This window comes from Gemmata obscuriglobus (assembly GCF_008065095.1).
GTDB classification, from domain to species: domain Bacteria; phylum Planctomycetota; class Planctomycetia; order Gemmatales; family Gemmataceae; genus Gemmata; species Gemmata obscuriglobus.
Window position 1 is genome coordinate 2,518,874 of sequence record NZ_CP042911.1, and the last position, 24,910, is coordinate 2,543,783.

16 protein-coding genes are annotated in these 24,910 nt (G+C 67.6%); 11 read left to right on the top strand and 5 right to left on the bottom strand.

The window, feature by feature from the left end; all coding sequences use genetic code 11:
• Nucleotides 1-46: 46 nt before the first annotated feature.
• Both GobsT_RS10540 and GobsT_RS10545 read right to left on the bottom strand, forming a co-directional pair.
• On the bottom strand, nucleotides 47-1,384 hold the full coding sequence (locus tag GobsT_RS10540; protein ID WP_010049350.1) for a COG3014 family protein: 1,338 nt from the start codon (nucleotides 1,382-1,384) through the stop codon (nucleotides 47-49).
• 91 nt (nucleotides 1,385-1,475) lie between these two features.
• Nucleotides 1,476-2,114, bottom strand: coding sequence for a hypothetical protein (locus GobsT_RS10545; protein WP_010049349.1), 639 nt, complete (start codon nucleotides 2,112-2,114; stop codon nucleotides 1,476-1,478).
• Nucleotides 2,115-2,411: 297 nt separating this feature from the next.
• Here GobsT_RS10545 and GobsT_RS10550 point away from each other — a divergent pair, with 297 nt between their 5' ends.
• The 3 genes from GobsT_RS10550 (at nucleotide 2,412) to GobsT_RS10560 (ending at nucleotide 8,320) form a co-directional block, all read left to right on the top strand.
• Entirely contained in the window at nucleotides 2,412-3,041 is a 630-nt protein-coding gene (locus tag GobsT_RS10550; RefSeq protein WP_010049347.1) for an RNA polymerase sigma factor, read from the top strand.
• Between the two features lie 106 nt (nucleotides 3,042-3,147).
• Nucleotides 3,148-7,383 (top strand): zf-HC2 domain-containing protein, encoded by a 4,236-nt coding sequence (locus tag GobsT_RS10555; protein ID WP_010049346.1) that lies wholly within the window; start codon nucleotides 3,148-3,150, stop codon nucleotides 7,381-7,383.
• Between the two features lie 79 nt (nucleotides 7,384-7,462).
• Entirely contained in the window at nucleotides 7,463-8,320 is an 858-nt protein-coding gene (locus GobsT_RS10560) for a TIGR03000 domain-containing protein (protein WP_010053834.1), read from the top strand.
• Nucleotides 8,321-8,507: 187 nt separating this feature from the next.
• Here GobsT_RS10560 and GobsT_RS10565 read toward each other — a convergent pair whose 3' ends face one another.
• Nucleotides 8,508-9,914 (bottom strand): DUF1501 domain-containing protein, encoded by a 1,407-nt coding sequence (locus tag GobsT_RS10565; RefSeq protein ID WP_010046220.1) that lies wholly within the window; start codon nucleotides 9,912-9,914, stop codon nucleotides 8,508-8,510.
• A 300-nt stretch (nucleotides 9,915-10,214) separates the two neighbouring features.
• Here GobsT_RS10565 and GobsT_RS10570 point away from each other — a divergent pair, with 300 nt between their 5' ends.
• Nucleotides 10,215-10,805, top strand: coding sequence for a hypothetical protein (locus tag GobsT_RS10570; protein WP_010046218.1), 591 nt, complete (start codon nucleotides 10,215-10,217; stop codon nucleotides 10,803-10,805).
• 317 nt (nucleotides 10,806-11,122) lie between these two features.
• Nucleotides 11,123-14,050, top strand: a complete 2,928-nt coding sequence (locus GobsT_RS10575; RefSeq protein WP_010046217.1) for a sigma-70 family RNA polymerase sigma factor — start codon at nucleotides 11,123-11,125, stop codon at nucleotides 14,048-14,050.
• A gap of 74 nt (nucleotides 14,051-14,124) precedes the next feature.
• Here the strand turns inward: GobsT_RS10575 and GobsT_RS10580 are convergent, their stop codons facing one another.
• A complete protein-coding gene (locus tag GobsT_RS10580) occupies nucleotides 14,125-15,858 on the bottom strand; it encodes a DUF1559 domain-containing protein (protein WP_010046215.1) in 1,734 nt (577 codons plus the stop codon).
• Nucleotides 15,859-16,064: 206 nt separating this feature from the next.
• Nucleotides 16,065-17,687: a DUF1559 family PulG-like putative transporter gene (locus GobsT_RS10585; RefSeq protein ID WP_010046213.1), complete on the bottom strand. Its 1,623-nt coding sequence runs from the start codon at nucleotides 17,685-17,687 to the stop codon at nucleotides 16,065-16,067.
• A 424-nt stretch (nucleotides 17,688-18,111) separates the two neighbouring features.
• On the opposite strand from GobsT_RS10585, the gene GobsT_RS10590 reads away from it, so the two are divergent.
• The 6 genes from GobsT_RS10590 (at nucleotide 18,112) to hemW (ending at nucleotide 24,545) form a co-directional block, all read left to right on the top strand.
• Nucleotides 18,112-19,083, top strand: coding sequence for a hypothetical protein (locus tag GobsT_RS10590; protein ID WP_148087689.1), 972 nt, complete (start codon nucleotides 18,112-18,114; stop codon nucleotides 19,081-19,083).
• A 135-nt stretch (nucleotides 19,084-19,218) separates the two neighbouring features.
• Nucleotides 19,219-19,758 carry an RNA polymerase sigma factor gene (locus GobsT_RS10595; RefSeq protein WP_010046208.1) on the top strand — a complete coding sequence of 180 codons (540 nt, stop codon included), beginning with the start codon at nucleotides 19,219-19,221 and terminating at the stop codon, nucleotides 19,756-19,758.
• The gene (locus GobsT_RS10600; RefSeq protein ID WP_010046205.1) at nucleotides 19,755-20,483 is read left to right on the top strand and encodes an anti-sigma factor; all 729 of its coding nucleotides are present in this window, start codon (nucleotides 19,755-19,757) and stop codon (nucleotides 20,481-20,483) included. The genes GobsT_RS10595 and GobsT_RS10600 overlap by 4 nt, the downstream gene beginning before the upstream one ends.
• Before the next feature lie 145 nt (nucleotides 20,484-20,628).
• Entirely contained in the window at nucleotides 20,629-22,110 is a 1,482-nt protein-coding gene (gene guaB / locus GobsT_RS10605) for an IMP dehydrogenase (RefSeq protein WP_010046202.1), read from the top strand.
• Nucleotides 22,040-23,269: a hypothetical protein gene (locus GobsT_RS10610; RefSeq protein ID WP_148087690.1), complete on the top strand. Its 1,230-nt coding sequence runs from the start codon at nucleotides 22,040-22,042 to the stop codon at nucleotides 23,267-23,269. The genes guaB and GobsT_RS10610 overlap by 71 nt, the downstream gene beginning before the upstream one ends.
• A gap of 124 nt (nucleotides 23,270-23,393) precedes the next feature.
• Nucleotides 23,394-24,545, top strand: coding sequence for a radical SAM family heme chaperone HemW (gene hemW, locus GobsT_RS10615; RefSeq protein ID WP_010044413.1), 1,152 nt, complete (start codon nucleotides 23,394-23,396; stop codon nucleotides 24,543-24,545).
• Nucleotides 24,546-24,910: the final 365 nt, after the last annotated feature.

The window sequence follows — 24,910 nt, forward strand, 5'->3', positions numbered from 1 at the left end:
GGCCCGCGCTCCGGCGCCAGCAGTACCGTATCGAGAGGACCGGTTGTCATTTTGCGTCGTTGGTCACGATCTTGCCGACCAGTCGGGCGTCGGGGAAGTTCGCGAGCGCGTAGGTGTTCCGGCCGTCGCGGACCTGCACCTTGGTGATGTGCGCGGGGCCGATAAACGCCCCGTTCTTACCCACCGTTTGCAGGTTCAGGGTGTGTTCGCCGGCGGGCAGTTCGAGTCGGAGGACCTGGATCTTGTCCGGCAGCAGCCCCCAGCACCGGGTGTCGGCGGACTCGGTCGCCTCCCACACCACCCCCGCCGCGTTCAGCGCAAGGCTCGTCATCTGGGACTTGTCGGTGCCGATCGCCTCCTTCACCCCGTACACAATGCCCTTCTTGACCACCCGCCGGACGATCGCCCGGGCGAGCGTCTCCGTCATGAGCGCCTCGCACTGCTCGCTTGCCATCTGACCAATATCGGTGATCGTTTGCGTCCGGCCTTCGGGGTGACCGATGACGTTAACATTTACGCTCGCCACCTGGTTGATGGGCCGGACCACGCGCGGCACCTTGATCGGTGCGATGGTGGGGGGCAGGGACTGCTTCCCGGCGGCAGTGAGGATGCGGTCCGCGACCAGCATCGCCGCGGTGGTCGCGATCTCGGCCTTCTCGTCCTTGTACGGGCCGCGCCCGACCAGCGTGAAGACGTACAGAACCCCGCAGCCCGGGCGCGAGTGGCGGCCGCTCTTCGCGCGTTCGAGGTCTTGTTTGGCGGGCGGGAAGTCGGGCAGCCACTGGGCGACCAGTTCGAGGGAGCGGGCCACGTCGTCGTAGTTCGTGTGCGTCTCCTCGCGGAGCGCCGCGTGCAGGTACGGCCCCACCGGGACGTACTTGTAGTTCGCCTTGAGGTTCTTCCCCTCGGCGTCCTTGCTCTTCGACTTCTCGATGATGAGCTGCTGCTTCTGGTTCACCTGGAGCGCGTAGGCGGTGGCGTCGGCCCCGTCGCCGAGCAGGTTGCACAGCGCCAGCATGACGCGGATCAGCACCTTCTCGTAGTCCTCGCCGGCGTAGGCGAGCTGCTGGTCGTCGGTGAGCATGGACAGCGCGCCCTCGGCGAGGTCTTTGCCCTCCTTCTCCTCGAACCGGTCCCGCACCTCGCGGAGGAGCTTTTCGGCCTCGCGGTAGTTCCCCTCGGAGAGGAGCACCATCGCGCGGTCGAGCTTGAGCACGTCGGCGTCGCCGCCGTTCTTGGCGATCGCGGCGTCGAGCTTGGTCTTCGCCGCGGTCGTGTTGCCGGAGTTGTACGCCGCGCGGATGTCCTGGAGCTTGTCCGCGTGGGTGGCGCAGCCGATCAGCGCGGCCGACACGACCGCAACGAGCGCGTACAGTTTGGGCATGAGTCGCTCCGCAACGGGTGGGTGGGGCAGTTCCGGTGTCAAACCGAGGGCGCCGGGCACGCGCCCCGGCACCGCTCGACCCGAAACCCGATCACGGCCGCCGGCTCTTGCGGTAGCCCTTGCGGATGGAGGCCGATTCCTTGCTTGAGATGCCGGTCTGGATGTTCACGAGTTCCAGGGTAAGTAGGTGGTCCTTCTGGGACGAATCGTTGTTTTGAGTGGTACCTGTGGTGGTGGTGGCGAATAGCAGGTAGTCAAACGGCATCCCCTGCGACCGCATGGTGGACATGAACTTCTCCTGGCAGTCCGGTTTGAACAGGTCTTCCGGCCGGAGCCGGTGCGTCTCGATTGCGGCCGCGACGTACTTGCGGCTGAGTGACGTGAAGACCTGGGAGTTATTGATTTTCGTGTCGATGATTTCGTTGATTTGGTCCTTCCAGTCGATGAGATCATCCGAGCCTTTGTTTTGGACGCCGACGAAGCAGATGACTTTCGGGACTGGTGCTGCCGTGCTGGCGGGTTGCAGCCCAGCGTCTTGGCGCGCGAGCAGCTTCGCGACCGCCTCGTCGATCATGGGCTTGTACGTTTCGGCCCCGGCGGCGTGGCTGCCGACCATGTCCTTCTTGCCGTCCTGGATCACCTCGCCGACCTGCTTTGAGCGGCAGCCGACCAGCGCAGGTGCGGCGGCGAACGAACCCCCGACGAGACCCAAGAAGCGGCGACGATCCATGACGGCTCCTGGCGGCGCGCGGGCGCGGCGCCGCGATCCCCCCGCGGCCCGGACGCCCAAAGTTCAGTGCGCAGTGCGACGCGGCTAATAGCCGCGCGCCGGCCCGGCGGCAAGACGGAAACGGATTGCAGGTTGGGGCAAGCGTCCGACAGACGCGCGGCCGGGACGGCCTTTCGTTTCCGCTTGCCGCTCCGCGGCGGGCGGCGATACCATGCGTGGATTGCCACTCATTCGCGTCTTTCTGGGACGTGCGACAATCGGTGCCGAGCTGGCCGTCGTCGTTGTTGGTAGGAGGATATGGCCAAACCCGGCGCGCCACCGATCACGCAGCCGCTCGCGGGGACGGAACCCGCCCCGGACGCGATCCCGCTCGGTTCGCTCCCTGACCCGGACGCGACCCGGCCCGGGGACGACGCGCTCGTGGCCACCTTCAACCAGGTGCGCGACGAACTCGTCAGCACGCTGATGTACCTCCTCGGCAACAGCGACGACGCCCAGGACGCCGCGCAGGAGGCGTTCCTGAAGTGCTGGCGGGCCCGCGACTCGGTGCCGGACGTGCAGAACCTGCGGGCCTGGATCTTCCGCGTCGCGCTCAACGCCGCCAAGGACTTCCAGCGGAGCGCGTGGAACCGGAAGAGCCGCCCGCTCCCGGAGGACGACCTCATGTTACCCGCCCGGGGCGACGCGCCGGGCCAGGCGGCCGAAGAGCAAGAGGCTCTCGACCGGCTCCGGCGCGCCATCACGCAACTGCGGCAGGACGAGAAAGAAGTGTTTCTCCTGCGGCAGAACGGCGATCTAACCTATGAGCAGATCGCCGAGATCCGCTGCGCCCCGGTGGGCACCGTGAAGACCCAGATGCGCACCGCGCTCATCAAACTGCGCAAGGTGCTCAACCCGCACGCCGCCGAGGACGAACCCTGTTCGTGACGGATCACGGGAGTACGAACGCACGACCGCCCGCCGGCTCCGGGCCGGCGCCCTCAACAACCTTCCCGCCGACCGCCAACCCCGGCGAGGGGAAGGGGACGAGACGATGAACTGCGAACACTGTCAAACCCTGCTGCTCGATCACCTGTACGACCTCCTCGACCGTGACGAGGCCGCGGCGGTCGATACGCACCTCGCCGGCTGCCCCGCGTGCGCAGGCGCCCGCGCCGAGACCGCCCGCGTTCAGGGGCTGATCGCCCGCGCCGCCAAGACGACGTTCCCCGACACCCTCTTCACACCGCCCCCGGTACAGAAGAGCGAGCCGCGCCCCGTCACCGCTCCGGCGTACCCGTCGGTCCCGGGCGGTGCCGGAGAAGGGAAGGGCGGGTGGCGTGTCGCCGCCGTGGTCCCGTGGGTCGTCGCCGCCGCCGTACTGCTCGCGGTTCCAAGTACGGTTGTTCCGGTTCTGAACACCTTCCGCACCGCCGCCGAGGAGGGCCGGGCGGCCGAAGCCGCCGACCGCGAGGTCGCTGCCGCCGCCCGCGCCGTTGAAGAGGTGAAACACGCCCGCACCGCCCGCCTCGGTGACGCCGAGATGCGGCTCGCGACCGCCGAACAGGCCCGCGTCGCGCTGCTCGACCGGTGGCTCGCCGAGCAGAAGGCCGTCGCGCAGGCCGCCTTCACCCGCAAACTCAACGTGAACGTGCTCAAGCCCGCGACCGTTCAGCCGGGCGCGCCGAACGACTTCCTGCTCGTCGTCCGCGACGAGCGCGACGGGTCCGCGCGCCGCTCCCGGCTCGTCGCCGAGGTCCGCGCGAGTGACGCAGTCGTGTTCACCCAGCCGCTCGACCACGAGAAGCGCGGCAACCAGCACCCGATCCGGCTTCCCGCGAGCGTGTGGACGAAGTTGAAGCCCGACGCCGAACTCACCCTCGTCGTCGCCGAGGTGGACGAGAAGACTCAGGCCCGCACGGCGCTGCAAGAGATTCGCCTCGCCGGGCCGGTTTTCACCACCCTCCTGACGACCGATAAGCCGGTGTACCGCCCCGGGGAGCGGCTGTTCTTCCGCTCGCTCACGCTCGACCGCGTCACGCTCAAGCCGCCGGCGACCGAGCAGGCCCTGCGCTACGAGCTGATCGCCGGCACCAACCCGAACGCGCGGGTCGCGCCCGTGGCGGTCGCCACCGGGACCACCGGGCTGGTGCGAGTCGGGCACGCGGGCGGAAAGGTCGAGGTGGTGCGTACCCCCGTCGGGCAACCGGTCCGCGGGGTGGGGTGCGGCGAGTTCGTGCTGCCCCCGGATCTCGCCGACGGCGAATACACGCTGGTGCTGCGCGAGGTGCCGACTGGCCCGGGCGGGACGGTGACGCTGCCGGTGCCGGTGACCCGCACGGTCAAAGTCCGGTCCGGCACGCGGGACCTGTTCGCGAAGCAACTCGGGTACTCCGGCGCGCGGTCGTTCGCCTCCGGCGATCTGGTCGAGGCGTGGGCGGAACTGAAGACGCTGGACCAGCCGGTCGTGGGGGCCGAAGTGGTCGGAGTGGTCGTCACCGCGGACGGCGTCCCGGTCCCCGGGGTCGAGGCGGCGCACACCACCGACGCGCTCGGCCGCGCGAAGCTCCGGTTCGCCCTGCCCGACGAGGTGCTCGACGGGGACGTGCGGGTGAAGGTCACGTTCCGCTCAGCGGACGGGGTCGAGTCCGTGGCGGACCGCGTCCCGGTCGTCAGCCGGCGGCTCCACGTCGAGTTCTTTCCCGAGGGCGGTGACGCCATCGTTGCGGGCGTGCCGTGCCGGGTGTACGTGCGGGCGACGACCCCCGCGGGCCAACCGGTGGACATCAGCGGCGTCGTCACCGACGGGCGGCAGACGCTGGCCACCGTGACCACGCTGCGGGACGCGGCCGAGCAGGGCGCGAACCGCGGGCTGGCGTCGTTCACGTTCACCCCGCAGGCGGGCGTGCCCACTTGGCTGAAGCTGGACGCGCCGCACGGGGTGTACGCGCCCCTCCTCGCTGGGGCGCCGGTGAAGGTAGCAGAGGTGGCGGTCGCCGGCGGAGCCGCGGCGGTTGCCGGACGCACCGGCTTCAGGCTGCCCGACGCGCGGCTCGACGGCGTGGTGATGAGCGTTCCGGACACGATCACCGAGCCCGGGCAGCCGATCAAGGTGCATCTGTATTCCGTGGGGCAACCGCGGACGCTGGTGGTCGGCGCCTACGTGCGCGGGCGGCTCGCGGACACGCAGAAGGTGCTCGCCGAGCCCGGGCAGCTCACCGAGGCGAAGCTGATGGCCGGCTCCGACCCGCGCGGCGGGGTGGTCCGGGTCACCGCCTTCGAGGAAGTGGACGCGAAGAACGACCCCGACCGTCCGGACCTGAAGCCGGTCGCGGAGCGGCTCGTGTTCCGCCGCCCGGGGGAGGTGCTCAACCTGTCCCTCGCGGTTTCGTCGCCCGAGGCGAGGGCGTTCGTGCCCGGTGCGCCGGTGGCGTGCGCGGTGGCGGCGACCGACGAGAAGAACAACCCGGCCGCGGCGGTGCTGTGGGCCGCGGTGATCAACACCGGGGTTGCACCGGGCGCGAAGGACCGGGCGCTGCCGACGCACTTCCTCCTGGCGGGGGACGTGCAGAGCCCCGAAGACCTGGAGTACGCCGACTTCCTGCTCACCGACCACCCGAAGGCGCGCGAGGCGCTCGACCTGGTGCTCGGCACGCAGGGATGGCGCCGGTTCGCCGAACAGAGCCCGCTCGTGCTGGCCGCGGGTAGGGCCGGGTTGCAGCCGACTCCCTTACTGCCGGGCGGGCCCGATTTGGCGCGGCTACTGGTTCAGAACGGGCAGCACGCCGTTTTGGCGGAACCTGCCGTGGCGCTCGAAGCGCGCCGGCTCGCGGACACCTACGCGCCGCTGTACGAGGCGGCGGTTCAGGCCGTAACAAAGGCGCGGGCGGCGATCGATCAGACCCACGAGCGCGACCGCGATCAGAGCGACATCCGGCAGGCGCAAGCGTCCGAATCGGCCGTTCGCCGTGCCGCGGCGGAGCAGGAGCGCCGGACCGGCGCGGCCCGTGAGTCGGTGGAGCGGCTCCGGTCGGGGGCGTGGTACGGGGTGGCCGGGTTCGCGGCGCTGGCGCTGCTGTGTGGCGGGGCGTCACTGACCCGCCCGCGGGCACGGCTGCCGCTCGGCTTCAGCACGGTCGGTTCGTTCGGGCTCGCGGCGTTTCTCGTTATTGCGGCCGGGTGGGACACCGAGGTCCGGGGCGATCGAAGTGCGGCCACGCCGGAGCCAGCGACCGCCGACGCCTGGGCGCCACGTGCCGAGCGAGCCGAGCCCGCGATCGCGCCGGCCCCGCGCCTGAAGCGCGCACCGGAAGTTCAGAACATGGCCAGCGCGGCGTCGGGTGTGGCGTGGGACGGAAAAACGGAAGGGGGCGCGAAGCTCTCTGGTGGTGCCGCCGGTGGCGGGGGATTTGGAGCTGCCGCGCTGCCGGCTCCGGCCGGACCGGGCGGGCTGCGCCAGCCGAATCTCGCGCAGGCTCCAACTCCGATCCCGCCTCCAAAGGCCCCAGCGGTTGCGCCGCCCGCGGGACGGGCGCACGAGCGGTTCGCGCCGGCCGCCGTACCGGAACCTGTGGCGCCGCTCGCCGCCCCAAAGATGATGAAGGCGGCTTCTGGCGGCCCCGCCGGTCCCACCGAGATGGGGTGGGCGCCGATCCGCCCGTCCGCTGTTACGGCCGCCGATCTTGCGCGGTCCGAACCGGACCTCCAGGGACGGTCCCGATCGCGGCCGAGTTCTGACTGGGCCGTCGTTCAACTCCAGAAGGCCACCGCCGAAGCGAACCGGTTCGCTCACGAGCGGCAGCGGAAGCTCACCGAAGCGCTCGACGCGATGTCCGGTAACCGCGCGGCACCGGCGGCCGGGCCAGACAGCTTCACCACCCAGGCGTACAACACCCCGCTGTTCACGCCTGAGAAGATCGAGGCCCTCGCACTGCGGCAGATCCGCGGCGCGGTGCCCGTACTTCCGCCCTTGGTGGTGCGCGAGTACGCCCAACCGCGGCCGGTGGCCGCGGCGCTGGCGGACGCCGGCGAGTCGCCGGACACGATTCTGTGGCAACCGGTGGTTGTGCTGCCCGCGGACGGCAAGGCGGTGCTGAACTTCGCACTCGGAGACGCCCGCGGGTACCGCATCGTGGTCGCCGGCCACACGCCCGATGGGCGGCTCGGTGAGGCCCGTGCCGTGATCGCCGTGCAGCCGCTCGTTTCGCGCGCGAGTCCGCCGATCGTAACGACCCCGCCGGGTGGGGCGGTTCCGACGACCGCTCCTGCCGCACCGGGTCCGCGGCCTTAGCCCGCTCCCCGGTCACCCTTTTGAACACGATCCGACCCGCCGGGTGAGCGCCGCTCACCCGGCGGGTCGATGCGTTTAGATGGAAGACCCCGGAGGGACCGACATCATGACACTTCGCGCGTTCGGGTTGGCGGTCGCGGTGTGCGCTTGCGCTCCGGCGCTCGGACAGGCGCAGCACGTTCTGCTTGCGGACAAGAAAACCGTTCACGGCTACCCGTATGGGCCGCGGGTCGCGCCCCCGTGGGGCTACCCGGGGCTGTACGGCGGGCCGTTCGTCGGGTACCCGGTGTTCCCGCGGTACTACAACAGTCTGTTCACGAACTACGAACCGCTCGGCCCCAACATCGGGGTGTACTCGGGGTTCGGCTCTCCGGGCTTCGGGTACGGCTACCCGGGGTACCCCGGCTATTACGGCTTCCCGGGACGGATCGGCAACCAGTGGACCAACGGGCTGAGCGCGTACGGCCCACCGGTGCCGGTGTACGGCCCGATCCCGGGCGTGTTCGGCAACAACGACCTCGTGCGGAACTACCGGGCGGCCCCGGGGATCGGTGGGTACGGGTGGATCGGCATTTACGCCGCGTCACCTCGCCCCCGCCGTCCGAACGTGTCCGTGTACCCGACGGTCGAGCGGGTCGGTTCGGCGCCCGCTTACGTCGAGACCGTGCCGGCCGCGCCGATTGCACGCCAGACCGCGTGCCTGGTGCTCTCGGTGAAGGTGCCGCAACCGACCGCCGAGGTGCTCGTTGACGGGCAGAAGACCGCGCAGACCGGTACCGACCGCATCTTCGAGTCGCCGCCGCTCGAAGCGGGCCAACCGTACCGGTACACCGTGACCGCGCGGTGGATCGAGCGCGGGCAAACGGTTGAGGTGACGCGCGAGGTCACCGGCAGCCCGGGCGAGGTGGTCCGGGTCGACTTCAGCACAGGGAAATAAGCCAAGAAGATCGGCCACAAAAAAGCACAAAGGGCACAAAAGAAAACCGAAGACAAAAGAGTGCGTTCAAAACACTTCTCTTCGTCTTCGGTTTTCTTTTGTGCCCTTTGTGCTTTTTTGTGGCCAACTCTCTTCTGTCTTTGTCTTCGGTTTTCCTTTGTGCTTTTTTGTGGCTAATCCTGCTGTCCTAAAGAACCTTCTCGATCAGCTCGCCGTGAACATCGGTGAGCCGCATGTCACGGCCTCCGAACCGGTACGTCAGCTTCTTGTGATCGAATCCGAGCAGGTGCAGCGCGGTGGCGTGCAGGTCGTGGACCTGCACCTTGTCCTGAACCGCGTGGTAGCCGAAATCGTCCGTCGCGCCGACCACCGTTCCGCCCTTCGTACCGCCGCCGGCCATCCACATCGAGAACCCGAACGGGTTGTGGTCCCGACCGTCGGTCCCTTGCGCCATCGGGGTGCGCCCGAACTCGCCGCCCCAGATCACCAGGGTCTCGTTTAGCAGGCCCAACCGCTTCAGATCGGTCAACAACCCGGCGATGGGCTTGTCCACCGCTCGGGCGTTATCCTCGTGGCCCTTTTTGAGGTTCGCGTGCTGGTCCCAGCGGTCGTGCCCCAGGTTCTGACACAGCAACTCGACGAATCGCACGCCGCGCTGAACGAGCCGTCGGGCGAGGAGGCACTGCCGGCCGAACACTTCGGTCTTCTTGTCGTCAATGCCGTACAGCTTTTGCGTTTCTGTCGTTTCCTTCGAGAGGTCTGTAAGTTCGGGTACGGCCGTCTGCATCCGGAATGCGAGTTCGTAGTTAGCGATCGCCGCGTCGAGCGGGTCCGCGTCGCCGTACTTCTCTTTCGTCCCGGCGTCGAGCTTGCGGAGCAGGTCGCGCTTCGCCTTCTGTGTTTTCGCGCTCTCGGTCGGTGGGGCTATGTCCGCAACGGGCTGCGGGCCGTGTTTGAACACCGACCCCTGGTACGTTGCGGGCAAGAACCCGTTGCCGAAGCAGTCCGCGCCGCCCGGCGGGATCATACCGCTGCCCAGCACGACGAAACCCGGCAGGTCGCGGCACTCGCTGCCGAGCCCGTAGGTCGCCCAGGCGCCGAAACTCGGGCGCCCCTGGAGCCCGGAACCGCTGTGCCAGAAATAGTTGGCGTTGGTGTGTTCGGAGAAGTTCGCGACCATCGAGCGGATCACCGCGAGGTCGTCCGCGCACGCGCCGACGTGCGGGAACAGGTCGCTGACGGGTAGCCCGCTCTGGCCGTACTTCTTGAACTTCCACGGGCTGGCGAGCGTGTTGCCGACGTTGTTGAACTGGGTCGGCTCCGTCTTCCCGGGGAACGGCTTGCCGTGGTACTTCTCGAGCGCCGGCTTGGGGTCGAACGTGTCGATCTGGCTCGGCCCGCCGTCCATGAACAGGAAGATCACCGACTTGGCCTTGGGGGCGAAGTGCGGCTTCTTGGGCGCCATCGGGTCGGCGCCCGGGGCGCGGGCGTCGGCCGCCCGCGTGTCATCAGCAAGGAGGGCGGCCAGCGCCGCGGCACCGAACCCGTTGGCGGAGCGGAGCAGCAACTCGCGGCGCGAAAGTGGGACGTGCATAGTGGAGGCGGGGTGGTTGATGGTGGGCGGCTCAGTGGCGGGAACGCCACTCTGGCGGGGCGAACGTGCGAGGCAGTAAACTCTGTTCGGGCAGCGCCCGGTACGGGTGTGGCGTCGTGGGCTGTTGCTTACATCCTAAACGCAGAGTGCCGAACGCCAAACAGCAAACTTGCGGTGCCAGCTTTGCGACTTCGTTGAAGACGTGACCATGATGGCCAATTGAACGAGCCGCACCGGGCCGAACCGGTTGCGCCAGCGGTGGCAGTGCCGACAGCTTGGTCGAATGCAGGGGGAACCGAAATGAGAGCGATCCTGTTTGTTGTGACCCTTTTCAGTGCGGTGGGGGCTTCGGCGGTCGGTTCGGATAAGCCGATCGCTCTCACCGGGCGCCGGGCGGCCGCTCGCGCCGCTCGGCAGGAGCATGTCGAACTCCTGCTCCGCCAGGCCCCGACTGGTGAGTGCGATTTCGTAGCCGCTGCGGCTGCCGTTCGGCGGCTGGCAGACGAAGCTGTGGCCGCGGGCGATCACGCAGCCGCGGTTCGCTGGCACGAGCAGTGGGTGGCGGCCGTCCGGAAATTCGACACCAAAGCGAATGCCGCACTCGCAATGGGGACCGGAAGCGTCGGGCTTGTGGCCCATCGAGCCAAAGCGGCTCGAATCGAGGCGGAAGTCGATCTGATCCGGCGGCGGGGTGGCGGATCAGCGTCCCTGATCGAACTGCTAAAAGAACGGGTGGCTCTGTGCGCCGAGTCCGAGAAGCTGGCCGCAAAGGTCATGGCAGTCAGCGGTCATGGACTGAAAGGCGATTATTTGGAAGCGAAGGTCGCCCGATTGGACGCGGAGGCCGAACTGGCGAGTGCTGAAGCGGACGCGAAGAAAGGTGGTAAGTGAGCGCAGGCGCAGCACAACGTGCGTCACCGGGTTCGTTTGCCACCTTTCGCAGGGTGCTTGTATTGGCACCACGGATCGAATAGGGGAGGATGGTTCGGCGAGTCATCGCCACTCGCTTTAAACGCCCCGTCGGGGGGGCGCCTGCAAGCCCGCTTCGGCTGCGAAACCGGGCGCGGGATCGAGTTCCTATTCACGGGCTTATGACCACGTTCGGAAGTGGTCGGGCGGTGAGGCCGGCAATTCGGAGAATTCGTGTGCCGCCACCCGCGGTGGGAGAAGTACTCCGGTAAATTGGTACTTCCGACCCGGGGGCGTCCATGAGTTCCGACGCGAACCTGACCCACGTCGTTCGACTGCTTCCGTCCCCACACGGCGCTCACCACGGCGACCCGGAACTGCTGGACCGGTACGTTCGGGAACGTGACCAGGACGCATTCGCGATCCTGGTCCGCCGATATGGCCCGCTGGTGTTCGGAGTCGCGCGCCGGCAACTGGCCGATCGGCACCGGTGCGAGGACGTGTTCCAGGCCACGTTCCTGGCCCTGGCCCGATCCGCCGCAAGGCTCGGCGGGCGCCCGGCTTTGACCAACTGGCTCTACACGGTTGCTCTTCGACTGGCCCGAAAGGTCCGTGCGCAGGAATTCCGGTCTAACACGGCCGAGAATGCCGAACCCGCGGACGCAGCATTCGAACGCGACCCGCTTGCCGAGATTACGGGACGCGAGCTTGTGCGGGTGGTCGACGACGAACTCGCGCGACTCCCTGAGCGGTTGCGGTTACCGATACTGCTGTGCTGTGTGCAGGGACTGTCGCGGGAAGAAGCCGCCCAGCGCCTCGGGTGGTCGCCCGGGTCGGTGAAAGGGAGGCTCGAGCGCGGGCGCCAGAAGCTCGCGGTCCGGTTGGCGGCCCGAGGGCTGGCGCCGTCGGCGGTGCTGCTCGCCCCGCTCGCCGCGGTCACCGTCCCGGCTGATCTCCTCGCCCGAACTGTTGCATCGGCGTTGGCCCCGTGGGCGCGGTCCGCATCGCCCGCGGTAGCTGCGCTGGCCGCAGCCGGTATGCGTCGGCTGCTCCCGCCTGCTGTTCTTGCGGCTTGTTTTGTGACAGCCGTGACGGCCGGTGTGTTCGCCCTGATGGAAGAACGGGCCGCTCAGCCCTTGCCGCCGGCCGGCCCCGTGAAAGTGCCGCCGAAGACGGTTCTGGTGCCCGACGATCCGCTCCCGACCGGTGCGACAGGGCGGTTCGGCTCGACCCGGTTCCGCCACCCGACGGAAATTAGCGAGCTGTGCGTGTCCGCCGACGGCAAATTCGCGGTTGCCAGCAGCGACAGGTATCCCAACGGCGCACACCGGGCTTACGACCTGAACACCGGTCGCGCGCTGTTCACCCTCGAAGGCTGGAACGGCGACCGATTCTTTACGGCGGTGGCAGTGTCGCCTGATGGAAGAACGTTGGCAACGAACCAGAACGGCACCCTTCGGCTCCACGACGCGGCTACCGGCAAAGAAAAGACGCGCATCAACTACGTGGTGCCGGCGCCGGGTGTCAAAACGCGAGACTTCACGTTCCGAACCTCCAAGTTGCTCGTGTTCGCGCCGGACTGCACGCATGTGCTGATTGCTGCGGGCGACGGGAACGCGCTAGTGTTGGTCGATCCGGTGAAGACTGCAGAATTCGAATCCGTTCAGGTATCTCACACGTTCCCCCACAACCAGCTCGTTCATGCGGCTGCGTTCTCGCCCGACGGTAAACGCATGGTCGGAGGTGGAGAGGAGCAGGATAAGGGCGTGTACTTCGCCCGGCTGTGGAACGCGGAGACGGGAAAAGAACAGCACCGGCTATGGTTCGGAAAGGGCAAGATTCGCTGCGTGGCGTTTTCCCCCGACGGGGCCACCGTGGCCGTCGGGGGCGACGGCGAAAATGGTAAGGTCACGGTGACACTCTTCGAGGCCGCCACCGGCAAAGAGCGGTTGCAGCTTCCGTTCCCGAATACTGCGCGCGTGCGATCGGTTGCCTTTTCGCTGGACGGCAAGACACTGGCCGCGTCCGGTAGCTCCTATTCCCCGGGCTTCGATTCGTTCTCGGGTGATGGCACCACTCGACTCTTCGAGGTCGCCACCGGTAAGGAGGCGCTCACGATCGACCGGACGGCCATTGGGCTCCGATTCGCGCCGGACGGCGGGGTACTCGTCGGGGCCGTTGCGAACGCCATTTACCGCTGGGACACAACCACGGGTAAGGCCCTCACCCCCGAAGGCCCGAACAGTCAGATCGAGTCCATTGCCGTAGCGCCCGACGGCTCGCGGATCGTCGCCCGCGAACTCGCCGGCGCGGCCCACGTTTGGAACGCCCGGTCCGGTAAGTACGTGCCGCGCCTGAGCGTCGGTTGGGGCTCCAGATCGGCTGTGAGCCCAGACGGACACTTGCTCGTCTGGCTCGAAGCCGACAAGACCGCAACGTTCACCAAGCCTTCGCTTCCGGGGCGTACGCTCACCGGCAGCCGATTGCGAACATTTGACTTGACGGCCGGTGCGTTCGTTGAACGGTTCGACGGGATCAAAGGCGGGATCAGCCGCGTATGTTTCACGGCCGATAGCAAGGCACTCGTTACGTCCGGCAGTTGGGGCACAGGCACGCGGTTTTGGGACGTGGCGACCGGTAAACTGGTGCGATCGTTTCTCGCTGACGAGAAAGAGCAACCGCACGGCACTTCGTGCTCGGCCCTATCACCGAACGGGAAGATATTCGCGGATGCCACCTACAGCAGTCATTCGAGCGCGTCTGCCGTTTACGCGGTTCGACTTTGGGACACCGAGACAGGAAAGAAGTTGCACGACCTGTCGGGTCACACGGATCGCATCGGAGCAGTCGCGTTCTCTCCCGACGGCAAGTACCTCGTCACCGGCGAACCGCCCTACCCGTTCAAGTGGGAGCGGAGACCGCGCGCCGGTCACGTGTTCGTGTGGGAGGTGGCGACGGGGCGGCGGGTCGCGTCGCTGCCGATCGAGATCACCGCGGTCGCGTTCGCACCGGACGGTAAGGCGCTGGCGGTCGCGGTGGCGGACGGCACGATCCAGTTGTGGGACGCGGGGACGTGGCAGTTGAGCGGCGAGTTCCCGGGGCCGCGCGAGTGGGTAACGGCCCTGACGTTCGGGCCGGACGGTCGGTTGTTCTCGGGGGCGACGGACGCCGAAATTCTGGCGTGGGACCTGCGGGCGGCGAAACGTCCGTCCGCGGACCGGAAGTGATCCGACCGTTCGGGCGCAGCCGCCTGCGGATCGAAAGGCTGCGCCTTTCGATCCGCGGTTTCGATCTGCCGGACTCACTTACCCTTGTCGATGTCGATCACCTCGCCGCCGTTGCGGGTGAACGCGGCCTTCAGCGTCTTCTCGTCGATGGTCGTGCTGATCGCACGCACCGAGCCGTCGCCCATGCCGACCTGGAACACCTTCTGGCCGCCCGGGGGCACGATCTTCGGCAGCGGCTTTTTCGGGTCGAACGGGAAGTCGTCCGGCTTGGCCCACGGTACCGAGTCCTCCGTCTCGATCAGCGCGATGGTGTTCGACAGGCCGTCGGTGAAGTGGGCGAACGTGAGCTTCATCTTGGCGGTCGGGTCGAACGCCGCGCCCGGGCCGCTGATCCCGCGGTAGTTGGTCGTCCCCCACTCAAGATTCGCCGGCAGCGTTGCGCTGGGCGACGTGAACACCCTGATGCGCACCTGCGACCACTGCTTGTTGTTCGCACTGTCCCAGGGCTCGTCCAGCTTGAACTTGTTGTACAGGTTGTTTTGCTCGATGTACGGCAGGATCGCCACCCGCCAGCTCAGGATCGGCTTGCCGTTCTTGTCCACGATGTCCTGCGGCAGGTGCCCGTTGGCGTCGTGGTAGCTGTGGATCGCCAGCATGAGCTGTTTCAGGTTGTTCTGGCTCTGCGTGCGGGCGGCGGCGGTGCGCACCTTGCCCACCGCCGGTGCCACCGCTGCCGCGCCGAACGCCGACATGCCGCTCAGGGTGACGAGCACCTCTTTCGGGAGCGGCACCGCGACGGCCAGCTCCGCCTTATCGCGGGCGATCAGCTTCGGGTCGGTGAGCGTTTCGTCCAGCCGCTCGATGGCGCCCAGCGCGAACACGGCGGCGAGCGCCTCCGGCAACTCTTCGGGGCCGCGCGGGGTCTTGATCTTCGGGTCGTAGAACTTCTCTTCGAGTTCCTTTTTGGTCTTCGCCAGCTCCTTGCGGCCCAGGTCCGCGAGCGCCTTGACGGCCTTTTCGGCTTCCCGCGCCGCGGCGTCGTCGGCGTACCCGGCCCGCACGTCGAACCGCGCGTCCTTGCCGAGGTCGACGGCCAGTGTCAGTTGCTTGGCCTTGAGGATCGGCAGGGCTTCGGGGGGCACGTCCTTGAAGGAGTCGGGCGGGATCGGCAGCGCGGAGAGGTCCGCGGACGCGACCACCGCCTTCGCGGGCGAGGCGGCCAGCTTGAGCGCGTGAGCCATCGGGCCGTCCTTCGCGGGGGCCTTGGCGAGGTACGCGTCCAGCGAGCCCTCGGACCCGATCACGATGTGCTTGTCGTCCGGGAAATAGAGATCGACCGGCATGTCGGGGCTGCGGTACACGGTCTTCCCGTTCACCTTCTCGGTGGTGTGGTTGGGCAGGTACGTCTTCAGCACCTTCGCCGGGTCGAACGCGGCGGAGAACGCCAGCACCCCGACCGCGTGCGGCCGCTTCTTGTCGTCGATCAGGACGAACGCGGTGCCGCGCGAGATCGTGGACGGGGCCGGGACGAACTGCCGGTCGAGTTCGGCCAGCGCTTTCGGCCCGGCCTTCTCCCACGTTTTGCGGAACCCCTCCATCACCTCGTTCTTCCACAGATCCGCAAGCCGGACGTGGACGAAGCCGGTGGCGTCGGCGGGGACCAGTGCGAGGTCCGCAGGCAAGTCGGCCGCCGGTTGGGCGGCGCGCGCCGCCCCGGCCTCGGGCCGGACCTCAGGGTGTAGCAGCGCCACTGTTGCGGCCAGCGCCGCGACGACGGCGAACCCGCCGGCCCGGAGTGTGAATCGCATAGGAGGAACTCCTCGAGGAGAGCGTTCCGAGTTCCGGCGGGCCGGTCAGCACGCCGCCGGTGCTCAGCTTGGAACCCGAAATCTGGGACTTGAGACGACCGCCCGAATGGGCGGTCGTGGTTGAGCCACGCGTTTTAATGAGCTGCGATCGTCGTGCCGGGGCGTGCCCCATTCACGGGCGGTCGGGGCTCGTCCCCGGCCGGCGCTTAGAAATCGTTCCCGATTACCTCGCCGCCGCTGCGGGTGATGAGCGCCTTGAGCGTTTCCTTCGACGGCAGTTTCGCGAGCGTGCGCACCGAGCCGTCGCACATCGTCACCTGCGCCGTTCCGTTCACGACCAACCCGAACAGCTTGGTCGGATCCTTCTCGGGGTCGAACTCCAACTCGTCCGGTTTGGTCCACGGCACCGCGGCCGCGCCGGTCGCGCACAGCACGGTGTTCGAGGTCCCGTCGGCGAAGCCGGTGATCTGGGTGCCGGTGAGCCAGTCGAACGCGGCCCCGTTGCCGACGAACGCACGGTAATACGTGTCGGTGCCGCCCGCCTTCGTGACCTCAGGGAGGGCGTACACCTGGGGCATCTTGGCGAGCAACTTCTTGTTGTTCGGGCCGTCCCACGGCTCGTCCAGCTTGAACTCCTTGTACAGTTTGTCCTGCTCAATGTACGGCAGAATGAGGACGCGCCAACTGAGCTGCGGCTTGCCCTTCTTGTCGCACACCGCGGCCGGTGGGAAGTGCCCGTGGGTGTCGTGGTAGTTGTGCAGCGCCAGCCCGATCTGCTTCAGGTTGTTGGCCGACCGGTTCCTGGCCGCGGCCTGCTGGGCGCCCTTAAAGGCGTCGGTGTACGCGGCCGCCAGTGGCAACCCTTGCAGCGGCAGGGTGGCTGTCACGCGGGCGTCGGTGCCGTCCCGTTCGAACTTCCCTCTCTTCGCGCTCGCCAGCAGTGCTTTGAGCACCGTTACCCCGTCCTTAACTGTTGCGTCTTTTTCGAGCGTGACCAGGCTACGGGTTAACTCCTCGGTGAGGAGGTTGGTGACCGCGGCCAGGGCCTTCTCGGCATCCGCGGCCTGCGCCGCGCGCGCCGCTTTCACCGTCACCGCGAGGTCGAGCGACTGACCCAGGTCGACGGTGGCGACGACCGCGTCGGAGGCAAAGATCGGCTTGGCGACGCGGAACGGTCCGGGGAGGTTGTCTTTCCGCAACTCGTCCGGCAGGTTGGCGAAGGTGAGCCCGGCGACCAGGGCGTGCTTGCCGCTCGCCGCGGCCTTGATCGCGCCGGTGAGCGGCCCCTCTTCGCCGGCGGGTCTCGGCTTCGAGTCTTTGCCGTCGAAGTTTTGAAGGACGAGGGCGGCCTTATCGTTCAGCGCCGACACGCTGAACTTCACACCGTTGGGGAGCAGGGCCGGCAACCCGGCTTCGAACTTTTTCTTGTCAAAGGGCTTGGTGAACGTGACGACGAATCCGACCTTTTCGGAGTCCTGCGGGCCTGTCAAACGTGGCACGAACACGACCACCGACTTGAGGTCGTCCACGCTCATCCCGAACTGCTGGGGCGCGGCCGCTTCGATCGCCCCGAGTACCCCTTTACGGTCGGCGGTACGGATTCCTTTGACCGCCTCGTGTGACAGCACCCGGGCCGCGTCGACGTACAGGAACAGCGCGGCGTCGTGTGGGACGTAGGCCAGTTCGGCCGGAAGTGGTGGTGCGGGGACACGCGCGAGGGCCGGTGAGGGCGGCGTCAGCCCGTTTGCGACGACCGCCGCGAGCGCGACCACAAGAGCAAGTGCGGCTGTTCGGGCCGCGCTGTGTCGGAACCGGAGCGGCTGGTTCATACAGGTGCCTCGAAATCGGGTGCGGGCGCGGATACGAGGGCGGCGGGAGGAATATTGGGGCGGATTTTGCTCGGAAATGCCAACCGCGCCGCCGGCTGCCCGTTACATTCCTCTAGACGCCCCTCCCGGGCAACGATTTCACCGGTCGCGCCGCAGGGCGCGACAACCGTTTACGGACACTCAAGTTCGGTTCCGATCTCGTGCCCGCTCTCCGCGCGGCGCGACCGTTCGGAATGTCCGGGTGGAGGCGACCAAAAAAATCCGGCGGGTCGGCGCAAGTCCGTGCCCCGCGTTGCATTCGTTCCCTAAGCGGATACCGTGGATCGTGAAAAGGTGATCCGGTTGTCCGCGTGCCTGCCGAAGCCGGCCGGTCGAGCTTGCGAATCAGCGGAAGAACCATCAGCACTTGAGGTGAGGGCTTGTCATGGTTGGAACTCTGAATCGGCGGTTGGCCGGACTGGTGCTCGCCCTTGGGGCGGTTTCACTGGTACCCGCGACGGGACTGGTGCAAGCACAGCAACCGGGGCGCGCTCGCCCGGCGGGCAGTTACTCGTACGTCCCCCGTGGGACGTGGCGCCCGGCTGGTTTCAACAACACGGGTAACATCGCCGGCAACAACGGCGGTGTGAACGGCGTCCAGGGCGGTCAGATCCAGGGCGGTATTCAAGGCGGTCAGATCCAGGGCGGGATTCAGGGCGGTATTCAGGGCGGGATCGGTGGGATCGGTGGCGTCGGCGGTATCCAGGGCGGGATCGGTGGTGGGATTGGCGGTATTCAGGGCGGGATTGGCGGCATTGGTGGGATCGGTGGCGGCATTGGTGGGATCGGTGGCGGCATTGGCGGTATCGGTGGTGGCATTGGCGGTATCGGTGGTGGTATCGGCGGCATCGGTGGTGGTATCGGCGGCATCGGTGGCGGTATCGGTGGGATCGGCGGCGGTATCGGTGGGATCAGCGGTGGCATCGGTGGTAACATCGTTACGTTCCCATCAATCGGGAGCTACCTGGGCGGTGGTGCCGGCGGGATTGGTGGTATCGGTGGCATCGGCGGCGGTATCGGTGGTATCCAGGGCGGCATCGGCGGGATTGGTGGTGGTATTGGTGGTATCGGTGGCGGTATCGGTGGCATCCAGGGTGGCATCGGCGGGATCGGCGGGATCGGCGGCATCCAGGGTGGTATCGGTGGCATCCAGGGCGGGATTGGTGGGATCGGTGGCATCCAGGGCGGTTTCGGCGGTATCGGTGGCATCCAGGGCGGGATTGGTGGTATCGGTGGCATCCAGGGCGGGATCGGCGGTATCGGTGGCATCCAGGGCGGCTTCGGCGGGATCGGCGGCATCCAGGGGGGCTTCGGCGGCGGGAAGCAACTTGGGTTCAGCGGCGAAACCGGCTACTAGCCGTTTTTTGCTCAGGGTACTAACGAAAATTGAGATCCGGCCCGTGGCTCTGGTCACGGGCCGGGTCGTTTCTGCATCTGTAGTTGGTAGCGTCGCGAATGATTATGTCGTAGGCGGGCGGGGAGGGCGGAGCTGGTGACGGACGGCGTACTCCCACGGATCGCGGCCGGTGACCCGGCCGCCGTTTCGGACTGTATCGCTCGCTACGGCGGGCTGGTCTGGTCCCTGGCGCGCCGGTTCCTCGGTAGCCCGAGTGACGCGGAAGATGCCGTGCAGGACGTGTTCATCGAACTGTGGAAGAACGCGGGCCGGTACGATCCGGACCGCGCGTCTGAGCCCACTTATGTGACCATGATCGCCCGCCGCCGGCTCATCGACCGCAAGCGCCGGGCCGCCCGTGTGCCCGGCGCGCAACCGTTCGCTGAAGAGCCGCCCGCGGGAGAACCACCAGTTGCACGGGTCGAGATCGAGGACGAGGCCGCTCAAGCCACTGCGGCACTCGCCGAGTTGCGCGACGAGGAGCGGCGCGTGATCCGGCTGGCCATCTACGACGGGTTGACGCACGAGGAGATCGCGGCCGCCACCGGGTTGCCGGTCGGCACGGTGAAGACGCACATCCGCCGCGGGTTGATTCGCGTCCGTGAGCGCCTGGCCCAGAAGGGAGGCGGCGCGTGAGCTTCAAACATGACCGGCTGGACGAGCTGTTGGCCATTGAGGCGACGCAGGGGCTTTCTCCCGCCGAAGCGACCGAACTAGAATCGCTGCTCGCACAGTTCCCCGCCGACGAACCCGACAGTTTGGAGCTGGCCGCGGCGGCCGTTCACCTCGCCCTCATCGGGCCGCTGGAGCCGCTCCCGGTGGGCCTCGCGGAGCGGCTCGAGCTGACCGCGGTGGCGATGCCCCCCGTGCCCGTCCGCCCCGCAAGGCCGCGGCCCTCCCGCGCGTGGGCTGCGTGGTCGGGGTGGGCGGTGGCGGCCTCGCTGGCGTGCGTTATGGCGTTCGTGCTGTGGCCCAAGAAGGAGCCGACGCTGGCCGAACTGCGCGACCGGTTGCGCCCGCAAGCGGTCGCGTTCGCCGCGGCGGACAAGCCGGGGCCGTCCGGCGAAGTGGTCTGGAGCGCCGCCCGCCAGGAAGGGTACTTGGAGGTGAGCGGGTTGCCCCCGCTGGACCCGTCGAAGGAGCAGTACCAGCTCTGGATCGTGGACGCCGGCCGCGCGGACAAGGAGCCGGTGGACGGCGGCGTGTTCGACGTCCGCCCCGACGGGACCGCGCTCGTGCGGGTGCGTGCCCCGATCGCGGTGCGCGCCGCCGCCGCGTTCGCGGTGACCAAAGAGGTCGCGGGCGGGGTGGTCGTGAGCCGGGCGAAGCACGAACTCGTTCTCACGCCCAAGAAAAGCTGACGGGCGCGCGGCACGCACCCGCCTTCTGCCTTTGATCCCGGCAGGCGGCGGGCGGCCGCTTTCACTTCTGTCGACGCGTGTTGCCCCGGGCTCCTATAATCCCAGACCACACCTTTTTTTCGCGCACGTGCGCCACGGAGCCGCTATGCAGGACCGCATCGCGTACCAGGGTATTACCTTCGATGATGTGCTGCTGGAACCGGGCTACAGCGACTTTATCCCCAAAGACACCGACGTGCGCACCCAGCTCACGCGGAACGTGCGGATCAACATCCCCATCCTCTCCAGCCCGATGGACACGGTCACGGAGAGCGAGCTGGCCATCGCGCTGGCGCAGGAGGGCGGCATCGGGATCATCCACAAGAACCTGAGCGCCGCCGCGCAGACGCGCGAGGTGGACAAGGTGAAGCGGAGCGAGAACGGGATCATCACCGACCCGCAGACGCTCCCGCCGGACGACACCGTGGGGCACGCGCGCAAGCTGATGGAGGAGCACCACATCAGCGGCGTGCCCATCACCGTGAACGGGGTCCTCAAGGGCATCCTCACCCGCCGCGACCTCAAGTTCCTCGACGACAACGAGCAGAAGCTCGAAGAGGTGATGACCAAGAAGAACCTCGTGACCGCCCCCGAGAACACGACGCTCGACGCGGCCGAGAAGATCCTGACGAAAAATAAGGTGGAGAAATTGCTCCTGGTTGACGATCAATTCAGACTGAAGGGGTTGATCACGATCAAGGACATCGACAAAACGCAAAAGTTCCCGCACGCGGCTAAAGACGCTCGCGGGCGACTGATGGTCGGGGCGGCGATCGGGGTGTGGGACTTCGAGCGGGCCGCGTCGCTGATCGAGGCGGGAGTCGATGTGCTGGTGGTGGATTCGGCCCACGGGCACAGCCTGAACGTCATTGAGACGGTGCGGGAGCTGAAGAAGCGGCACAGCATTGATGTGATCGCGGGGAACGTGGCGACCGTGGACGGCGCGCGGGCCCTGGTGGACGCCGGGGCCGACGCCGTAAAAGTCGGCATCGGGCCGGGTAGCATTTGCACCACCCGGGTCGTGTCCGGCGTCGGCGTGCCGCAGATGTCGGCCATCGCCAACGCGGTGAAAGGGCTCGCGGGAACCGGGGTACCGATCATCGCCGACGGCGGCGTCCGGTACAGCGGCGACATCACCAAGGCGCTGGCGGCCGGAGCGTATTCGGTCATGATCGGCGGGCTGTTCGCCGGCCTGGCCGAGAGCCCGGGGCAACTGATTCTGTTCCGCGGTCGCTCGTTCAAGCAGTACCGCGGGATGGGGTCGATGGGCGCGATGATGGCCGGCAGCGCGGACCGCTACCAACAGGGCGGGGCGCAGTCGGCGAACGGGAAACTGGTGCCCGAGGGGGTCGAGGGGCGGGTCCCATTTAAGGGACACCTCTCGCCGTTCGTGTACCAACTGGTCGGCGGCGTGCGTGCCGGAATGGGGTACTGCGGCTGCAAGACGCTGGACGAGTTGCGGACCAAGGCCCGGTTCATTCAGGTGACCGCGGCGAGTGTGCAGGAGAGCCACCCGCATGACATTGCTATCACGCAGGAAGCGCCGAATTACAGTTCGGTCGATCACGCCGGGGACGCGGGCGGCTAAGGCCGCGCTGCTCCTCGCACTCATGGCCGCGCCGGCCCTCGCGCAGCCGCCCGCACCCATCCCGGGGGGCAACCTCGTGCCCGGGGCGGGCGGAGCGGGCGCCGCACCGCCGAACAACGTTCTGCCCAACGGGCTGGCGCTGCCGCCGGGCTACCGCCCGCGGACGCCGCCGGCCCAGGCTCAGGCGGCGCAGCCGTCGCGGCCGGCCCCGCAACCCACTTCGGGCGCGGCTCCGGGTTCCTCCGGAACCATGATGTACTTCCACAAGCCGGCCGACGCGCTGACCGCGACCGGCGGCGGGCTCCCGGCGACCGCCGGCGACGGCGTCGCACAACTGGGCGGCCGCGAGTCGCCGGTGGCGCTCCCGGTGCCCGACGCCGCCCCCGTCCGCCCGGTGCTGCCGCCGGTCACCGTGGCCCCGGTGGCAACGGTCCCCGCGCCGGCCGCGTTCGGCGCCCAGCCGGCGGCCCAGCCGCCCATGCAAAAGGCGTCGGCCGGTGACTCGAACGCGTTGCCGAAACAAGATTTCAAAAACAGAGTGGTCGAGGTGGACCCGAAGGAGATCCAGTTGCCGTCGCGCGACAAGATCTTCGGGGTCTCGTACAACGACGCCGAACTCCGGCAGGCGATCGTGGAGGCCGCGTTTAAAGACCGGCTGCGGCTCCTGGAGAAGTCGCTCAAGGACGACGCGGCCGCCGGGAAACCCACGGCCGGCACCGAGGAACTGATCCGCAACTTGCGCGCGGTCAAGGACCCCCGCACGCTGCCCGAGTTCGAGTTCCCGGCGCTGCCGGTGGTCAGCCCGGCGGGCGTCGCGTACCAGCCGAAAACGCTCGCGTACCCGGCCAGCAAGCTCACCATCGAGCCGCTGTACGTGGTCCACCGCCGGCTCCACTTCGAGCAGCGGAACTTCGAGCGCGCCGGCTGGGACCTGGGGCCGATGACGACGCTCGTGTCGGCCGGGAAGTTCTACCGCGACGTGCTGCTGTGGCCGGCCGGGCTGGTGTCCGGTTGCACCTACGGGTTTTGGGACACCAACGCCGGCAAGTGTCTGCCCGGGAGCCCGACTCCGCTGTACCTGTACCCGCCGAACTTGACCTGTGGCGGCATCATGGCCGAGGCCGGCTTGGTCACCGGGTTCGCGTTCCTGTTCCCGTAAGAGCACGGCAAAAGTCAAAAGGTGAAGGGCGGAAGTGGTAGAATCGAACGGTGGGAAACCGCTTCGGTTCTACCGCTTCCGCCCTTCACCTTTTGACAGCACTGTTGCCTTGAACGATCCCTGGTTGGACCCTCGCACGGCGTACGTTCACGTCCCGTTCTGCGCGCACCACTGCGGGTACTGCGATTTTGCGGTGACGGCGGGGCAGGACCACCTCATCGAACTGTACCTCGAAGCGGTCGGCGCCGAACTCGCGGGGCTGCGCGAGCCGCGCCCGGTCGAGAGCCTGTTCATCGGCGGCGGCACCCCAACGCACCTCTCGGCCGATCAGTTGCGGCGGCTGATCGAAACGGTGACGCGGTGGCTGCCGCCGGGCCGCGGCGCGGGGCGGGAGTTTTCGATCGAAGCGAACCCCGATTCGCTGACCGAGGAGAAGACCGCGGTGATGGCCGCGCTCGGTGTGAACCGGGTCAGCGTCGGGGTGCAGTCGTTCCGCCCCGAATCGCTCGCGGCGCTCGACCGCCGGCACGCCCCGGAGCACATCGGGCGGGCCGTGGACGCGGTTCGGAAGCACATTCCCGTCGTGTCGTTCGACCTGATCTTCGGGGCGCCGGGTTCGACGATCGAGGGCTGGCGCGCGGACCTCGACGCGGCGCTGGCGTTCGACCCGCAGCACGTTTCGACCTACGGGCTGACCTACGAGAAGGGCACGCCGCTCTGGAAGCGCCAGACGCGCGGGCTGGTCGAGGCCGTGCCCGAGGACACCGAACTGGCGATGTACGAGCACGCGATGGACCGGCTCGCGGCGGCCGGGTTCGAGCACTACGAGATCTCGAACTTCGCCCGGCCCGGGTACCGGTGCCGGCACAACGAGCGGTACTGGGCCAACGACGCCTACTATGGGTTCGGGGTGGGTGCGGCGCGGTACGTGAACGGCAGCCGCGAGCTGAACGTGCGCGACACGAAGCTCTACATCCGCAAGGCGCTCGGGGGCGAGGATGTGACGTTCCAACGCGAGACGCTGGAACCGCGGGCGCGGGCGTTCGAGACGCTCGCGACGCAGTTGCGCCGGGCCGACGGCATCGATCGGGTACCGTTCCGCGCACAGACCGGCTTCGACCTGGACGCGCTGGCGCCGGTGGCACTGGCGCTCTTCCGCGACCACGGCATCGTTACCGACGACGGACACCGCGTACGATTAACGCGCCGCGGCAAGTGCGTGGCAGATGCGGCTGTCGCCGAACTGTTGAAGGAATCCGATGGTCTGGTGGATTAAGAGCGTGAGCCTCATACTACTCCGTTAATTCGCCACAAATAATTACAGTGTCGCTACTTATGGCGATCTGCACCTACAGGCCCGTGCACCCGCAATGGGTTCAAATCCCAGCGATTCTGGCGAGTCCGTTCACGAGAGCAGCAAACATCCCGCTGGGGCAGTGAGCATTCCATTTGACTCAAGTCCAGATCCTACAAGGTGTTCCGTCGAGATGTGTCCTGGTGGCGTGTACATAACACGTTGTAAAATAAGCAGTTGTGGCGAGGTAACGGAGTAGTACTCAAGCGGGTTGGAAAAATACGCCTCATTGAACAACGTCTATTGACTTGGAAGCCGCACAAAACAACAATCCTCTCTTCAATCAC

Bases quoted from the DNA above. Each gene is read 5' to 3' on its own strand.
- GobsT_RS10580 (WP_010046215.1), bottom strand. From the start codon at position 15,858: ATGCGATTCACACTCCGGGCCGGCGGGTTCGCCGTCGTCGCGGCGCTG.
- GobsT_RS10585 (WP_010046213.1), bottom strand. From the start codon at position 17,687: ATGAACCAGCCGCTCCGGTTCCGACACAGCGCGGCCCGAACAGCCGCA.
- GobsT_RS10555 (WP_010049346.1), top strand. From the start codon at position 3,148: ATGAACTGCGAACACTGTCAAACCCTGCTGCTCGATCACCTGTACGAC.
- GobsT_RS10565 (WP_010046220.1), bottom strand. From the start codon at position 9,914: ATGCACGTCCCACTTTCGCGCCGCGAGTTGCTGCTCCGCTCCGCCAAC.
- GobsT_RS10590 (WP_148087689.1), top strand. From the start codon at position 18,112: ATGGTTGGAACTCTGAATCGGCGGTTGGCCGGACTGGTGCTCGCCCTT.
- GobsT_RS10550 (WP_010049347.1), top strand. From the start codon at position 2,412: ATGGCCAAACCCGGCGCGCCACCGATCACGCAGCCGCTCGCGGGGACG.
- GobsT_RS10545 (WP_010049349.1), bottom strand. From the start codon at position 2,114: ATGGATCGTCGCCGCTTCTTGGGTCTCGTCGGGGGTTCGTTCGCCGCC.
- GobsT_RS10575 (WP_010046217.1), top strand. From the start codon at position 11,123: ATGAGTTCCGACGCGAACCTGACCCACGTCGTTCGACTGCTTCCGTCC.
- GobsT_RS10540 (WP_010049350.1), bottom strand. From the start codon at position 1,384: ATGCCCAAACTGTACGCGCTCGTTGCGGTCGTGTCGGCCGCGCTGATC.
- guaB (WP_010046202.1), top strand. From the start codon at position 20,629: ATGCAGGACCGCATCGCGTACCAGGGTATTACCTTCGATGATGTGCTG.
- GobsT_RS10560 (WP_010053834.1), top strand. From the start codon at position 7,463: ATGGAAGACCCCGGAGGGACCGACATCATGACACTTCGCGCGTTCGGG.
- GobsT_RS10570 (WP_010046218.1), top strand. From the start codon at position 10,215: ATGAGAGCGATCCTGTTTGTTGTGACCCTTTTCAGTGCGGTGGGGGCT.
- GobsT_RS10610 (WP_148087690.1), top strand. From the start codon at position 22,040: ATGACATTGCTATCACGCAGGAAGCGCCGAATTACAGTTCGGTCGATC.